This is a genomic window from Shewanella sp. SG41-4, from assembly GCF_014164505.1.
GTDB lineage: Bacteria > Pseudomonadota > Gammaproteobacteria > Enterobacterales > Shewanellaceae > Shewanella.
Window position 1 is genome coordinate 1 of sequence record NZ_JACJFI010000078.1, and the last position, 16276, is coordinate 16276.

The 16276-nt window shown below is 42.1% G+C and carries 13 protein-coding genes, 2 tRNA genes, 1 pseudogene and 1 riboswitch; of the genes and pseudogenes, 3 read left to right on the plus strand and 13 right to left on the minus strand.

Annotated elements, in window-relative coordinates:
- A partial coding sequence (locus H5202_RS09385) for a LysR substrate-binding domain-containing protein (protein ID WP_259397254.1) occupies positions 1 to 365 on the plus strand: 365 nt, incomplete at its 5' end.
- A gap of 728 nt (positions 366 to 1093) precedes the next feature.
- Here the strand turns inward: H5202_RS09385 and H5202_RS09390 are convergent.
- From H5202_RS09390 to thiC, 8 genes are all read right to left on the minus strand, one after another.
- The gene (locus tag H5202_RS09390; RefSeq protein ID WP_182771843.1) at positions 1094 to 2260 is read right to left on the minus strand and encodes a putative metalloprotease CJM1_0395 family protein; all 1167 of its coding nucleotides are present in this window, start codon (positions 2258 to 2260) and stop codon (positions 1094 to 1096) included.
- Between the two features lie 2 nt (positions 2261 to 2262).
- Positions 2263 to 2550, minus strand: a complete 288-nt coding sequence (locus H5202_RS09395) for a chemotaxis protein (RefSeq protein ID WP_182771844.1) — start codon at positions 2548 to 2550, stop codon at positions 2263 to 2265.
- A 76-nt stretch (positions 2551 to 2626) separates the two neighbouring features.
- Complete coding sequence (gene thiH, locus H5202_RS09400) at positions 2627 to 3742, minus strand: 2-iminoacetate synthase ThiH (protein WP_182771845.1); 1116 nt, start codon at positions 3740 to 3742, stop codon at positions 2627 to 2629.
- A gap of 1 nt (position 3743) precedes the next feature.
- A complete protein-coding gene (locus H5202_RS09405; protein ID WP_182771854.1) occupies positions 3744 to 4553 on the minus strand; it encodes a thiazole synthase in 810 nt (269 codons plus the stop codon).
- Positions 4554 to 4555: 2 nt separating this feature from the next.
- Positions 4556 to 4783 carry a sulfur carrier protein ThiS gene (gene thiS, locus H5202_RS09410; protein ID WP_182771846.1) on the minus strand — a complete coding sequence of 76 codons (228 nt, stop codon included), beginning with the start codon at positions 4781 to 4783 and terminating at the stop codon, positions 4556 to 4558.
- Positions 4770 to 5576, minus strand: coding sequence for a HesA/MoeB/ThiF family protein (locus H5202_RS09415; protein ID WP_182771847.1), 807 nt, complete (start codon positions 5574 to 5576; stop codon positions 4770 to 4772). The genes thiS and H5202_RS09415 overlap by 14 nt, the downstream gene beginning before the upstream one ends.
- Entirely contained in the window at positions 5573 to 7261 is a 1689-nt protein-coding gene (locus H5202_RS09420) for a bifunctional hydroxymethylpyrimidine kinase/phosphomethylpyrimidine kinase (protein ID WP_182771848.1), read from the minus strand. The genes H5202_RS09415 and H5202_RS09420 overlap by 4 nt, the downstream gene beginning before the upstream one ends.
- 5 nt (positions 7262 to 7266) lie before the next feature.
- Complete coding sequence (gene thiC, locus H5202_RS09425) at positions 7267 to 9267, minus strand: phosphomethylpyrimidine synthase ThiC (RefSeq protein WP_182771849.1); 2001 nt, start codon at positions 9265 to 9267, stop codon at positions 7267 to 7269.
- 207 nt (positions 9268 to 9474) lie between these two features.
- Positions 9475 to 9574, minus strand: a riboswitch (TPP riboswitch).
- A gap of 258 nt (positions 9575 to 9832) precedes the next feature.
- On the opposite strand from thiC, the gene H5202_RS09430 reads away from it, so the two are divergent.
- A complete protein-coding gene (locus tag H5202_RS09430) occupies positions 9833 to 11980 on the plus strand; it encodes a TonB-dependent receptor plug domain-containing protein (protein ID WP_182771855.1) in 2148 nt (715 codons plus the stop codon).
- A 627-nt stretch (positions 11981 to 12607) separates the two neighbouring features.
- Here the strand turns inward: H5202_RS09430 and H5202_RS09435 are convergent.
- The 4 genes from H5202_RS09435 to dnaQ form a co-directional block, all read right to left on the minus strand.
- Positions 12608 to 12684, minus strand: a tRNA-Asp gene (locus H5202_RS09435).
- Between the two features lie 79 nt (positions 12685 to 12763).
- Positions 12764 to 12840: transfer RNA gene (locus H5202_RS09440), tRNA-Asp, on the minus strand.
- A 127-nt stretch (positions 12841 to 12967) separates the two neighbouring features.
- A complete protein-coding gene (locus H5202_RS09445; RefSeq protein WP_259397255.1) occupies positions 12968 to 14257 on the minus strand; it encodes a TIGR03503 family protein in 1290 nt (429 codons plus the stop codon).
- A 58-nt stretch (positions 14258 to 14315) separates the two neighbouring features.
- Entirely contained in the window at positions 14316 to 15044 is a 729-nt protein-coding gene (dnaQ, locus tag H5202_RS09450) for a DNA polymerase III subunit epsilon (RefSeq protein ID WP_182771851.1), read from the minus strand.
- Between the two features lie 77 nt (positions 15045 to 15121).
- Here dnaQ and rnhA point away from each other — a divergent pair, with 77 nt between their 5' ends.
- Positions 15122 to 15592, plus strand: a complete 471-nt coding sequence (gene rnhA, locus H5202_RS09455; protein ID WP_182771852.1) for a ribonuclease HI — start codon at positions 15122 to 15124, stop codon at positions 15590 to 15592.
- Positions 15593 to 15820: 228 nt separating this feature from the next.
- On the opposite strand, the pseudogene H5202_RS09460 reads toward rnhA, so the two are convergent.
- Positions 15821 to 16276, minus strand: a pseudogene (locus H5202_RS09460) (methyltransferase type 11); the annotation flags it as partial.

The following is a 16276-nucleotide window of genomic DNA, read 5'->3' on the forward strand; positions in this document are numbered from 1 at the left end:
CGCAATTAGAACGCATTGATGATGACAAGCAATTAGCCCAACATCTGCAAATTGTGATTAAAGATACCGGAATAAATGCAACCAATGATATTGGTTGGCTTAAAGCGGAACAACGTTGGACGGTTTCTAACTTTCATGAAGCAAAATCCATTTTAGCGCGCAATATTGGTTTTTGTTGGATCCCGAACTTTGTTGTACTGCAAGAACTGCAAAATAAACAACTCATTCGCCTGCATTTGCGTGGAGGTAATAATCGAAAAACGATATTAAATCTGGTTGTCCCTAATCGTGATCAGCAAGGCCCTGCTAGTAAATTACTAGAAAGTTTAATTTTGAAACAGCATAACTTAGCTTTTAATGGTTAATTATCAATATAAGAATTTCACTTAAATTTGGTGTTGTAGATGTTGAATAAATATGGCGACATATTAAAGTCTGCTTCTACATAGAACATCATCTTGTCATGTTCGTGAATCCTTATCTTTCTGCAAGTCTCGTGAATCTCTATACCCTGCACTTCCAATTAAGTACCTTATATGGATATTAATCAGGTCATCTGACAATATGATAGTGAAATGGAACATGGAAAGTTATGATTCTGCTTGTAATACTAAGATGCATTCAGCCAAACTATGATTAAGCTGCAAACCTCAGAACAGAATAAAAATAGCTTTTAAACATACGCTTACCTCATCAACTGTGCTGCATTGATTTACAATAGCCTAACTATTGAAGCGCTGATACTGCTTGTTAGTAAAAAATGACAAGTTTGATATTAAATAGAACGAATATTGCAATTTTTCTTTTATATCTCACCTCTTAACACGAGTTGAGATTAATAGTCATAACTTGGGATAATAGAGCAAAATATAATCACACCTTAGAGATTAACCACATTTTACACACTAGACGAGTCCCCTAAAGGGTCATCACTGGTTCAATAACTGACCGATTACAAACTGATTCAATGCTGCCTAGTAAGGCAAAGAGTTATTTTAAAGGCGTTTGTTATCCCTAGTTCACATTACGTAGTATCGCTAAATTATCGAACTCGTCAGTGTTGAATGAATACTGAAGATACGTAGACAAAATATTACACGTAGATTTCGATGGATTGATTCTGTTGAGGATAACGTTCTGCTGAAGGTAGATACTGACTAGTTGAATCGTCAGAATTTAAAGAGGAATGGGTTAACATTTGACTATTTGGAGTGATGGAATTATTCGTTGTTGTAGATGGCAAAGAATCTGAATTATTTGTTATTAACTCTTTCTTTGCTTCATTCATGTTTTGCAATGCTTGCGCCGCGACGCGGATATCAGCCATAGACGGTTGTACAGGAGCCATTGCTGCGGCGTACACTTTTTGCATTTTAGTTAATGTCGCTTGGGCGTCACCATCAACGGTTGATACATCGATATTGACCTCACCATCCACGGCATAACGTCGCCCATCGGGGCCTTTTTCATATTGATAGCTTGGGCTTTGCGCCAAACTGCCTCCCACTGCTGCGTGGGCTTGTTCGTGGATTTTAACTTCGGTATCGCGCTGTGCAAGTTGCTCATTCTGTTTAGTTTCAGCTTGTTCTATTTGCTGTTGTTTATCTTTTACCTGTTGCTCAACTTGTCGACTTGCGGTGTCATCTTGACGTATTGATGCTTGAGGGTCAGCAATGACTGCCGATTTATCCACAGATGTGTTTCGTGCAGTATTATTTGTTTCAATAGCTGAAGCATTTGTTTCTGCAGCAGAAGTATCGGATGGCTGATTAAAGATATTCACTGCTGGCTGCTGAGCATTAACAACTTCACCGTTGCTCACTCTGGCTGGTGTATCTGTACTCACAAATGGCCCTGCAACAACAGCATCAATGGCCTGGGTTTGAGTAGGTGAACGATTTAATACGCCAGTCAGATTAAGTGGACCGCTTTTTAAGCTGTAACTATTGAATGGATCTGCAGAAACAGAATTAGACGACGGAGCATTCTGATGAGTATCAGTATCCGTACTAAAATTGGATTTAAAGTCTACTGACGCTTTAAAAGCGGATGTGACCGTAGTTTGAATTGGGCTAGATTTGAGCGAACTGCTTTTTACTGAACTGTTTGTTACATGATTTGAATGGATTATTGCAGATTGGGCATCTATCACTTTAGCCGATGCCGGTTGAGCTTGTGGCGTGGATAATGAATTGCGGTGGTTAAGTTGGGCAGTATTATTAACTGACCCAGTGTTAGCAGAAACCATCGCCGCATTCATGATTACACTTCAATATCAATCAAACTACCAACAGTCTCAGAAGCCACTTCAATCACTTTAGCAGATGCTTGAGCTTGGTTGGATGATTCAGTCGCAGACACTAAAGCAGATGTGGTGTCAGTTTGCCCAACAGCACGAGAACTTAAGGTCACAGTATCTTGTGCCGATGTATTTGGCACCGCAGGTTTTTGTTGATCTGGCATTGCAACAGATGTTGTTGCTTGCGCTAAACCTTGTTGAGCACTTTGCAATCCCTGCATACCTGACGCGTAGGCTGATTGAACTTGCATAATACCGCTCCTGATTTCAAAAAAGTCAGTTTAGTATGGCCTAAACTGACTAATATGTACAGTTTTCAAACAAAAGTTAGCCGTTAACCCAACCCATCTCCCAATCTTTCCATACTGGATTCATCCCACGTAATTTCATTTGTGAAATTACGTGTTCAACAGAGCGGTTATCACTGATTTCAAATTGATCAAGTTGGCTGTCTGGTGCCATATAACCACCAGGTTGAGTTGAGCTTCCTGCACTCATGTGGGTAATCCCTAATAGCAGTAAATTATCCCTCAATGATGGTAACTCTCGCGTGGATAAACTGATTTCAAGTTGAGAGTTAAACAATCTAAACGCACAGATCATTTGCACTAATCCTGCATCGGTTAATTCAACTTTTGGTGTAATACCACCAGTACACGGACGTAAACGAGGTAATGAAATACTGTAGCGACTGCGCCAATAGGTTTTTTCCAAATAATCAAGATGATGCCCCATTAACAATGCATCTAGTCGCCAATCATCTAACCCAAGTAATACACCTAGACCAATTTTGTCAATTCCCGCTTGAGCAACTCTGTCTGGGGTATCTAAACGATAGATAAAATCTTGTTTTTTACCGCGAGTATGATGCTGAGCATAAGTATGAGCACGATAGGTTTCTTGGTATACCATAACGGCATCAACACCTAGTTTGCCAAGACGCTGATACTGATCAGTCTCCAATGGTTGAACTTCCATTGCCACGAAATTAAAAGACTTGCTAACTAACGGTAACACCGACTCAAAATACCCCATTCCGACTTTAGTTTCATGCTCACCAGACACTAATAATATCGAATCAAAGCCTCGTTGTTTAATAATCGCCATTTCGGCTGCTAGTTCATCACTATTAAGGGTTTTACGCTTGACCTTGTTACTCATACTAAAGCCACAATAATCGCACTCGTTGGCGCATAAGTTTGATAAATATAAGGGTAAGAAAAGACCGATATTGGCACCAAATCGCTGCCGTGTCAGCTGAGCAGCTTGCTGCGCCATCGGTTCAATATATGCCATTGCGGCAGGCGATAATAATGCCAACAAACTATCAATATTACCGCTTGGATTTTTCAAAGCCCGCTCAACCTCTTTGGCGGTAGTCGAATACAGCTTCATCGATAACGCATCGGGGGCTAATTGCGAAAATACGCTTGAATACGTCATGCTAGCCCCCCTTACGATTCACTGACTTTGCAAGTGAATTGATTGATGGTTCTGACAAGAATCCGGTCAAAGGACTGGTCGCGTTAGCATGGTTGTTCACGGCCCCTAATCCAGCAAGATAAGCTTGTCTTCCTGTGGCAACCGCATCAGCAAAACATTTAGCCATTTGTTGGGGATTGGCACTACTTGCAATCGCGGTATTTACCAATACTGCTGCTGCGCCCATTTCCATAGCTCTACAAGCTTGTGAAGGTGCACCAATTCCGGCATCTACTATTACCGGAATATTAGCCTGTTCAATAATAATGCTTAAGAATGTTTCCGTCGATAAGCCTTGATTACTGCCTATTGGACTGCCGAGTGGCATAACCGCAGCGCAACCTACTTCTTCTAAGCGCCGACACAATACTGGATCGGCATGCACATAAGGCATGACAATATAGCCTTTCTCGCATAAGTGTTGAGCCGCTATTAATGTTTCAATAGGATCGGGCATGAGGTATTTAGGATCGGGATGAATTTCAAGTTTAATCCATTTAGTGCCCAGCATTTCATAAGCGAGTTCAGCGGCAAAAATAGCTTCTTTGGCATTACGCGCGCCAGCAGTATTGGGTAATAATTTAACCCCCATACTTTGCAAAGGACCGAGTAAATTGTCATGGCCGCGAGTCAAATCAATTCGCTTCATCGCTAAGGTGACTAACTGCGACCCAGAACTTGCTATCGCTTGTAACATTGTATTGTGATTTGAAAATTTTCCTGTTCCGGTGAGTAACCGAGACGAAAATTGATGATCGGCTATCGTTAACATCATTAACCTCCAGCAACGGCAGAAAAGACGGTTATATTGTCATCGGCTTGACACACTGCATGCATCCAACGACTTCGAGGCACAACAGTATCGTTGACCACAATGGCCACTCCTTGAGTGGGTAAATCGCTGAGTATAAGTAGTTCAGCCAAATTCAAATTAGCCCGAACTATTTGCTCGACACCATTGAGGTGCAGGGTTATTACCCCATGGGGATCAGTTTGTGTCATTAGACCGCTCCTGATGATCAGTAAATGGATATTGATGACACACTTCACACTGTGGGTCTTGACTCATGTTGGCATACTGCCAACGTAAATCCTGAGCATTAAATCGATGTAAAACACCGTATTGCGTAAAGGTATTGCAGATGTGCTGAAGCCCCACCAGCGCTTGCATACTGGCGATAATGCCCACGGCGGGTCCAAACACGCCAGCTTGAGTACAATTTTGCATAATGGGGGTTTTAAGTGGATATAAGCAACAATAGCAACCGCTGTGTGAACGTGGGCAGGAAAAATCAATACAAAATAATTGCCCCTGATATGCACTAATGGCACCACTAACTAAGGTTAACTGATGCTGTAAACACAGTTGGTTTATCAGTTGCCTCGCCCTGACATTATCTGTGCAATCAAACACTACAGGTTTTACCGTAAATCGTTTAACAAGCTGCATAAAGTGCGCTGATGTAATGGACTGTGCCAACACGTCGATATTGATTTGAGGGTAAGCATCACTCAGTACACTTTTTGCAATGTTGACTTTTGCTTGGCCAATATCAGATGCCCTGAACAGGAGTTGCCTTGGAAGATTGGATAATTCCACCACATCATGATCAATTAACAGTATTTGCTGAACACCCGCGGCAGCTAGATAATGCGCCACTAAATGCCCTAAGCCTCCGACACCGATGATCACTACAGCGCTATTCATAATCGCAAGCTGCCCTGCCTCTCCAATATCGCTCAGTAACATGGTGCGCGAATACTGAATATAATCCCGATCAGATAATGTACTCATACGCCCTCCTGAGATAAATTCGCTTTAGGTAAAGGTCGGGTAAGCTGCAACCATTTATGATGCAAAGTTCGATAAGCCTTCGCCGGATCGTCAGCAGTAGTCACCGCTCTTACAACGGCGACATCACCAACGCCTGTAGCAGCAATAAACTCCAAATTACTGAGATCTATCCCGCCAATAGCGACTGTCGGATAATGGCGCGCAAATAAACTGGCATAACGTTTAAGTTTGCTGAGCCCTTGAGGCGCGGAAGGCATTTGCTTGGTCGTGGTAGCAAAAATATGCCCAAGAGCAATATATGAAGGCGAACATTGGTGGGCTAGCAAGGCTTCAAAATAACTGTGACTCGATAAGCCTAACGCCATTCCAGCTGCCGCTATCGCGCTTAAATCTGCCGTGGCGATGTCTTCTTGGCCTAAATGAACCCCAAACGCACCGTGTTTAACCGCCAGTTGCCAATGATCATTAATAAACAACTGAACATGAAATTCGCGACCGAGTTTGATGGCCTCAATGATATTAGCTTCGAGTGTTAATCGTTCTAATATATGGCTGTCATCAGTATCGATATTAATAGCTAACTTGGCACGATATTGAACCGTCTTACAGCCCGCTTTTAACAATTGTTTAAGCATATCGATATCAGCTACAACAGGATAAATCCCCAAGGGTTGATGCAGCGATTTAAAACTATTCGGTGCAGCTTGCTTGCACGAATCATCAGCGAGATGCTCAGAAGATACCAACTTGATTGATGGCATCATGCCTAAACCATCAGGCCAACCAGTACGGGCTAATACACCAGGTCCTTGACCAAGGCTTACGCCTAAGGTGAGTCCCTTATTGACGTAGGCTTTTGCCAGCACAATAGCATCATGAATAACGAACTCATGGGCAATAAAACACGCTATTGCAGATGATAATGTGCAACCACTGCCATGATTATTAGTCGTTGCTATCCGCTGGCTACTTAGCATAAACACCGCATTACTGTGTGTAATACTGGCACCTTTAACGTTTTTACTCACATATACATCTATTGCATCTTGTTGCTGCCACTGAGCATCACCGCCTTTGGCGAACACATGGCATTTAAATTTATCCGATAACCCTTTAGCGTCACAGATCATTTGCTGTTGTTGCTGTTGCTGAGAACCATTGTTGTCGACATCATCACAATCTTGCACTAAAGCAGACTGAGAACATAAACGTTTCAATTCGTGCTGATTAGGCGTTAGTAAATCGATTAAGCCAATGAGAGGACTAAAATCGAGATCGATAGGATTAAAGTTTGCACCACTACTGGCGACCATGACAGGATCAAGCACCACAAAAGGTACCATCATCTGAGTAGCACGCATTTGAGCTAAACAGCCAGCTAATATGTCCACCTGTGCTTGGGATGCAAGCAGACCAATTTTAATCGCCACTGGCGGCAAATCCGCGAGTAAACTGCTGAACTGAGCCAGTAACATGGATTCAGAAACGGTTTCAACAAGGCTGACACTGACTGAGTTTTGTGCGGTTAATGTGGTTATCACGCTACACCCGTGACACGACAAGTCTTGCATGGTGAGTAAATCAGCTTGAATCCCCGCCCCACCACCACTGTCTGAACCGGCTATAGTCCAGACAATGGGTGGGATTTGCGTTATGGATCCACTGACAAATGTCGATGAATTCATGGCGATTATTCAACCTCAACTGTTAAGTCGGTATCAACTTGTGCTGCTGGTTTGACGTCGTGATAAAGCGCCGAGCCCGATGCTTTGAACTCCGCCGATTTTTGCGCCATCGCTGCGGACGGATTAATGGTTTCAACCGTATGTTGGGTTTGATAAGCACTAGCCGAAGATACTTCAATCTTAAGTGCTTCAGCTTGTTCAAGATTCGCGGCATATTCACGCACTTCGTGGGTTATTTTCATCGAACAGAATTTAGGCCCACACATTGAGCAAAAATGAGCCACTTTGGCTGATTCTTGTGGTAACGATTCGTCGTGGTAAGCACGAGCGGTATCAGGATCAAGACCTAGGTTATATTGATCTTCCCAACGGAATTCAAAGCGGGCTTTTGATAATGCATTATCACGTACTTGTGCACCTGGATGACCTTTAGCGACATCAGCAGCATGGGCTGCAATCTTGTAGGCAATTAAGCCTTGTTTTACATCTCCTTTGTTAGGCAAACCTAAGTGTTCTTTAGGGGTGACGTAACACAACATCGCCACGCCGTACCAAGCCATCATGGCTGCGCCGATGCCTGAGGTGAAGTGATCATAGCCCGGCGCAATATCGGTTGTTTGTGGGCCTAAGGTATAAAATGGTGCTTCGTCACAAAGGGCCAATTGCTTTTCCATATTGACTTTAATCAATTGCATTGGCACATGACCAGGGCCTTCGATGATGGTTTGCACATCATATTCCCATGCAATTTTGACCAATTCACCTAGGGTTTCTAATTCCGCAAATTGTGCTTCATCGTTGGCATCAGCAATTGAACCTGGGCGCATACCATCGCCTAACGACAACGACACATCGTATTGAGCGCAAATCTGGCAAATATCACGAAAGTGTTCGTATAAGAAACTTTCTTGATGGTGGCTTAAACACCACTTAGCCATAATTGAACCGCCACGCGACACAATACCGGTAAGGCGTTTGGCGGTCATGGGTACATAACGCAATAACACCCCAGCATGAATCGTAAAATAATCTACGCCCTGCTCGGCTTGTTCAATCAATGTATCTCTAAATACCGCCCAACTGAGGTCTTCGGCAACGCCATTAACCTTTTCTAATGCTTGATAAATCGGCACGGTACCAATTGGCACTGGAGAATTACGGATAAGCCACTCACGCGTTTCATGGATATAACGTCCGGTCGACAAATCCATGACCGTATCTGCACCCCAACGGGTTGACCACACGAGTTTTTCAACTTCTTCTTCAATCGAAGATGTCACCGCCGAATTACCAATATTGGCATTCACCTTCACCAAAAAATTACGCCCAATAATCATAGGTTCGGTTTCAGGATGGTTAATATTCAGCGGAATAATTGCTCGACCTCGGGCGACTTCATCGCGGACAAACTCAGGAGTGATAAGTTGCCCAATATGCGCGCCAAAAGCCTCACCAGGCGCTTTTTGAGTCAACACGGTGTCGGTTACTTCAGCAAGAGCCATGTTTTCACGAATGGCAATGTATTCCATTTCAGGGGTAATAATACCTTGGCGAGCATAATACATTTGGGTCACGCATTTGCCCTTCTTGGCACGTTTAGGCGCGACAAGAGCGTCAAATCGTAAATGATCGAGTCCATCGTCGGCCAGCCGTTGTTGGGTAAAACCCGAACTTGCACCGGTTAATTGCTCGGTATCTTGTCGCTCATCAATCCATGCTTGACGGATTTTAGGTAAGCCTTCACGCACATTAATATCGGCAAGGGGATCAGAATAAGCACCCGCGCAGTCATAAACCATAATTGGCGGATTGGCTTGTTTAATGGGTTTTGCATCAGTGCCGCCAATGACGGTATCAGTTTGATTAACCTGACGCATAGCGACCTTGATATCAGCTCGACTACCCGTTAAATAGACTTTTTCAGAATTAGGATGTTGTAACGGTTTAAGGGTATCAATAAATTGTTGAGCGTTAGCTCGAGTTTGACGACGGTTTGGATTTGACATTAGCAACCTCAATATTAAGAGTAGAGTTGCTTGTCTGGAGAGGTGTTGATAGCAGCAGTAAACAATAAAAATACTATTGCTTACGTCAATAATCACATAGAAAAAGACTAATGTAATAACTTAACTGGATATATAAACCGATAAAAAACTCTGCGGTAAACGTCCATATTCGGTCTTGTTAATACGTTATTTAGCTTCCCAATAATCATGATTATTACGCTTGTTTCCTTCGCAGGTTCTAGCCTGATCAGGTTCAACGGATCCCGAATAAACGGTCTCAGCCATAATGGCACTCCGACAAGATGTCACGCAGTATAGACAAGATTTTAGCCAAATAACAAGTACTAAAACATTCTATATATCCAAATATTATCAATCCACATACCAGAAACTAATGCTGTGTTATTGATATCCCCATGGTTCATCCATCACCACAGACAGGTATTTATCAAGGTGCGACACTATGTCGCATTCATCTTATTTATTAGCAGGTTATAATTTAAAAAAACTAATAAATACCTTTGAAATATATTCATCAAAGGTTGATAAAATAACAATAAAGGTGATGACGTTGGCAAATAAAGCAATCCAAACCATTAAATTAAATACTAATTACCCATGGGTTTACTCATCAATTTCATTGGCTGTAATGTTTGCTATTACACCTCAAGTGATGGCTGAACAGTATGATAAGCAAAATAGTGAAGATATTGAGCGGGTTGAAGTACATGGACAAAACACGACTAACAAAGACTTACTCGGCTCAGCCCAAAGCTTACTTAAAAAGCAAGGAGTAGACTTTTCTGAAGCGGGTGGCGTATCAGCATTACCGATTTTAAATGGCATGATGGGCGATCGCATTAAGGTGCTCATTGATGGCAGTGATATTACCTCATCATGTGCAAACCACATGAACCCGCCACTTTCTTATGTGTCAGCAAATCAAATTAGTTCGACGCAAGTGGTTGCTGGTGTATCTCCGGTTAGCGCAGGTGGCGATAACATTGCTGGTGTGATTAAAGTCACTAGCTTAAACCCTGTATTTACCAATAGCGACACTGTGATATGGCACAGTGGCAATGCGTCTAGTGGTTATCGAAGCACTAACGACGCCTTTCTCGCAGGCGTAAATACTACTGCAGCTAGCAATACGCTAAGTTTTAGTTATCAAGGGGCTTTTGAAGACGCAAACAGTTACACCGATGGCAATGGCGATAAAGTATTAGATACTTTGTATCAATCACAAAATCACGCTTTGACAGCCGCATGGCAAGATGAGGTTCAACAAGTTGCAGTCAAACTAACTCACCAACATATCCCCTTTCAAGGATTTGCTAACCAGTACATGGACATGACTAATAATGACAGTTATGGCGCATTAGTCCGTTATCAACGCACTCTTGAAAACGATGGCAATTTCACTGCCCAAGCCAATTGGCACAGTGTCGAGCATGAGATGGGTTTCTTTAGCGATGAAAAAATTGGCAAGATGCCAATGGAAACTAAGGGGAAAGATTACAGTTACCAACTGCATTGGCTACTACCAATCAGCTCAGACAGCACGTTGTTGATTGGCCAAGAATATTATGTTTATCAACTTGACGATATATGGCCAGCGATTGAAGGGGCAGCCATGATGGGACCCAATGACTACATCAATATCAATGATGGCGAACGCAAACGTGCTGCAGTCTATGGTGAATGGCAACAAACACTTAATAAGCGTTGGTGGATGTCAGCAGGTATTCGTTATGAATACGTATCAACCAGCACAGGCGAGGTTCAACCATATAACACCATGAGTATGATGGGCATGACAAATGTTAATGCCATGGCCGCAGATGAGTTTAATGACCTTTATCGTAAGCGCAATGACAATATCATCGACGCAACTCTTCTAGCTCGTTATCAATTGAGTGACACTGAAGTGATAGAGCTTGGCTTAGCCAGAAAGAGTCGTGCGCCAAATTTGTATGAGCGCTACAGCTGGGGCCATAGCACCATGGCGACGACCATGATTGGTTGGTATGGTGATGGGAACGGCTATATTGGTAACCCTGACCTTAGTGCAGAAACGGCACACACATTAAGTGTGGCTTACAAGCTAGTACAAGATGATTTAGCATTTAATGCAACGGCTTGGTATAGCGACATAAACGATTATATTGACGCTAATGTGGTCAGCAACTTTAACCGCTCAAACATTGATGGTAATAGTCGTAATATTTTACAGTTTACAAATGTGGACGCTACCTTGTTTGGTGCTCGCATAGATGCTGAATATCAACTAGCAGAAAACCACAGTGGTAAATGGCTCATTAACGCTAATATCAGTGCCACGCGCGGCGAAAGAGATGACAATGACCTACCGCTGTATCAAATAAAACCTTTGCAAACCGAGCTAGCTTTACAACAACAGCTAGGCGATTGGCAAAATAGTATCAGCTGGCAGTGGGTGGCCAATAAAGACCGCGTAGATGATCAGCGTTTAGAAAACACAACTGACAGTTATTCGCTGCTTAACTTAAGCAGCAGTATCCAATGGCAAGATGTAACAATGACAATTGCAGTTAAAAACCTACTCGATGTATATTATCAACTGCCTCTAGGCGGTGTCAGTATTGCCGAATACAAAAGTGATAGCAGTAATGGTTTCAAACAAATTGCTGGTGCAGGTCGTTCACTGGAATTGAATGTCAGTTATGCATTCTGATTAATCACCGATAAGTAACAATGCATATGACCAGTAATATGTACCACATTACTGGTCAAACTATAACGCCAACTCACTTCATTTCTAGGCAGTAAACACTAATTCTGTTGATTTTTGAACAGAAAAAAGCCTCTGCATTGCTGTAGAGGCTTTCATCTTATTTGGCGGAGCGGACGTTGATGTTGAAACAGTGAACCCGCGACCTCCGGCGTGACAGGCCGGTTTGTATTTGTTCCTGATTAAATAACATGAGAATATTTTAATCAGGTAATCTGGCAGGCATTTCTGGCTAACTATAACGCCAACTCACTTCATTTCTAGGCTGAATAACACATTCTGTTGATTTTTTAACAGAAAAAAGCCTCTGCATTGCTGTAGAGGCTTTCATCTTATTTGGCGGAGCGGACGCTGATGTTGAAACAGTGAACCCGCGACCTCCGGCGTGACAGGCCGGTTTGTATTTGTTCTCTGATTAAATAACATGAGAATATTTTAATCAGGTAATCTGGCAGGCATTTCTGGCTAACTATAACGCCAACTCACTTCATTTCTAGGCTGAATAACACATTCTGTTGATTTTTGAACAGAAAAAAGCCCCTACATTGCTGTAGAGGCTTTTTTCTTATTTGGCGGAGCGGACGGGACTCGAACCCGCGACCCCCGGCGTGACAGGCCGGTATTCTAACCAACTGAACTACCGCTCCAAAACGGTTTGTATACACTTAAGAAAACAATAACATTCTAAATATTAGCTATTTTATTAAGTGTAAACAGTCACTTGAATGGCGGAGCGGACGGGACTCGAACCCGCGACCCCCGGCGTGACAGGCCGGTATTCTAACCAACTGAACTACCGCTCCACACAAGTGCGATGAATAATAAAGTTGTGATAATTAATCGTCAACTGTTTTTTAATTGTTTTGGTTCATTTAGTTAAAAATTGTACAATTATCAAGTTTTTGTACAAAAAGCTCTCACTTCAGTAGGTTAGTTTTTATCATCTGGCATACTCAAATCAATATCATCTAAGTCGACACTTTCTAGGATGCTATCTTTGGGTTTATCCTCATTAATAGGGTTTTGCTTTAATCTTTCTTCTGCCGCAGCCATCGCCTTTGCCAGCGTTTGTTTTTTGCGCCATATCACCAAACCAATAATACCAACTAAAAATAGCACGCCATTTATGGTAATAAACCAAAACATTGCATTGTCTTTCGCTACTTGCTCTTCGATTTCTGCTTGAATAGCCGCTTTTTCAGCAAGCTCTTCAACTGTTGGTGCTGGAGCTGGAGGCTCAACTAAATTAAAAAACATTTCAGGTAAATTAAGCACAATTTCTCGGCCATCAATCGTCGTAGAAACCACACTACCTTTAACGCGATAACTGCCAAACTCAGTCACTTTAGGTAAATATAGAATTTGATCTGCACTGGTCATCGTTTGCAGAGTAATAGGCAGTAACAACCCAGCAGGGCCGACTAAATCAAATTCAAAATGGGTTTCTGTTAATTGCACCACAGACTCATCAACTGTTAATTGTATCTGCCAAATGCCTTTTAGTGGGTCGCTATTGGGCACCATTTTCACTTTTATTGGTTGCGGTGAAAGCTCAAAAGGCAGCACATATTCACGCTCAAAAACATTATTGCGGGCGATAACATTGAGTACATAATGGCCCGTAGGTTGTTGTAAATTATGGTTTCCGGTAAATATGCCATCATCAGGGACTTCGTCTAACAATTCACCATTATCTTTATAGGCACCAACGATAATGGTACCGGTTGCGAAATTATCGTCAGTAGGAAGATGCTCACTGGTAAAACGAGCAGTCCACTCGACCATATACTCTAAACCTGGCATTCTCATGGTTAAATTATCACCCATGAGTCTTGCTGTAACTTTTAACCTTTCACCTTGATAAAGTGGTTGAGGAAAAGGTTCTACTGCAATATCTAATGCAGATATTTTTTTGATTGAAGACCCTTCAACTACACTACCTAATAACTGCCAAGGCCCTGCCATCGGTTTTTCGATATAAATCATATCGGCAGCAATACCATCTACCCACTTTACAGTTTGAGGATGACGAGTTGAGTACCATTTACTGCCATCGGGCAAAATCACCACTACAGGAGCAGAACCATAACTTCGTTGGACCACTAAGGTTAAATGATCCACCATATGATCGATTCGAAAACGATTTTTAAGTTCTGCAGCTTGCGATGCGATGACCATTGCAGCTTGGGCACTAGGTTGCCAAACTAAGACAAGACTCATCAACAATAAACATGAAATAGCAAGATAACCGGCGCGAGTGGCACTCATAAAGGTTGGTTTACCCTCTCCAGAGACATTTACCTGACTTCGCAATGAGATCAAGTCGTTGTTCGTGTAATAGTATTTCATCGGCAGATGCACCAACGACTTTAAGATTAAACGCCGTCGGATCGATATTTTTTATTCCGCCACCTTCTTGACCCGCTTTTTCATTGGACAAATTAAACTTAATTTGTCCACCTGTCATGATTAAATAAACATCAGCAAGAATTTCCGCATCGAGTAATGCACCGTGATAAGTACGGCGACCATTATCGATTCCATAACGTCGACACAATGCATCTAGGTTATTTTTTTGCCCAGGATGAAGACGCTTTGCAATGGCCAAACTGTCGAGAATACTGCAAATTTCTTTGGTTTTCGGCCCTATTGGATTAAGTTTTGAAAACTCATGGTCCATAAAGCTCACGTCAAAGTTTGCGTTATGAGCCACAATTTCAGCGCCATCAATAAAATCGATAAAATCTTTGGCTATTTGATGAAAGCGAGGTTCGTTGGCCACACGGTCATTAGTAATACCATGAACTTGAATTGCCTCTTCATCAATGGCTTGACCAGGATTAATATATTGATGATAAGTTCGACCCGTTAAGCGACGATTAATCACTTCAACACAACCAATTTCAATAATGCGATGGCCCACATAAATCGGTCCACCAGCTTGGTTCATACCCGTTGTTTCGGTATCGAGAATTACTTGACGACTTGCACTAGAAATAATGTTCATATTTTTTACTCATTCAGCCCTCGCCTTTGTATAAATTGAGTATACTGGCGCGAATATTTCGCTATGGTACCAACTTGATGGCCGAACACAAACAGCTGTATATTTTTACTGATGGCTCTTGCTTAGGAAATCCAGGACCAGGCGGTTATGGTGTGGTAATGAAATATAAACATCAGCAACATGAAATGGCCGATGGATTCTCATTAACAACCAATAATCGTATGGAACTGTTAGCCCCGATTATCGCATTAGAAACCTTATACGAACCTTGTAATATTATTTTAACCAGCGATAGCCAGTACATGCGCCAAGGTATTATGACTTGGATCCATGGTTGGAAGAAAAAGGGCTGGATAACCTCAACCAAGCAACCGGTCAAAAATGTCGACTTATGGAAACGTTTAGATGCAGTAAGCCAATTACACAAGATTGACTGGCGCTGGGTAAAAGGCCATGCAGGCCATATTGAAAATGAACGTTGTGACGTATTGGCACGTAAAGCTGCTGAAGCTAAACCTCAACAAGTTGATACTGGCTATAAACCTTAATAGTTAGGCCCTAGCTTTTTAACCCAGGTTACGGATAATGACGGATTATCAAACATCCCTTTGCTCCACCAACTGGGTTCCATTGACTTGTAATAGGCTGGTTACTGACCCGTCAATAATCCTTGCTAGCAAAAATGATATTTTGATATGGAATAGCTTAAATGTTCTAATTTTGGCTTAGGGATCTGGTCTCTTAAACAGAGTTGATTTTATTTATTATTATTTTGATTAGTTTACTGTCTTGGCATCGACATTCGGAATGTGAGTTAACCCAGTACGACCAGCTGATGGCGCGGTTGACCATTTAGGAGCTTTTACCTTCGATTTATCTTTAATCGGTGTAAGTGGTACCGTCATTTTTCGAGCCACTATTAAGTAAACACTGCCGGTACTGGGTAGCCAATTGGCGATACTTTTTTGCCACAAAGGAGCTTGTTGAGATTTGCGGAGTTGATTCGGTATGTTGAGCCCGCGTTGACCTAATAACGAATGATACATTAAACGTTCATCTGCTAATACTTTGTATCCTAGTAAACCAAGCCAATCTTTAACTCTTGAGGGCATAAAAAACTGCCCGTTCCATGGTAATGTAGTTTGATATTTTGGCAATATTTTGCCTATAAAAGCTGGACTTATCGGATTGAATCCAACAATGAAAATATAACCACTGTTGATAAGTACTCG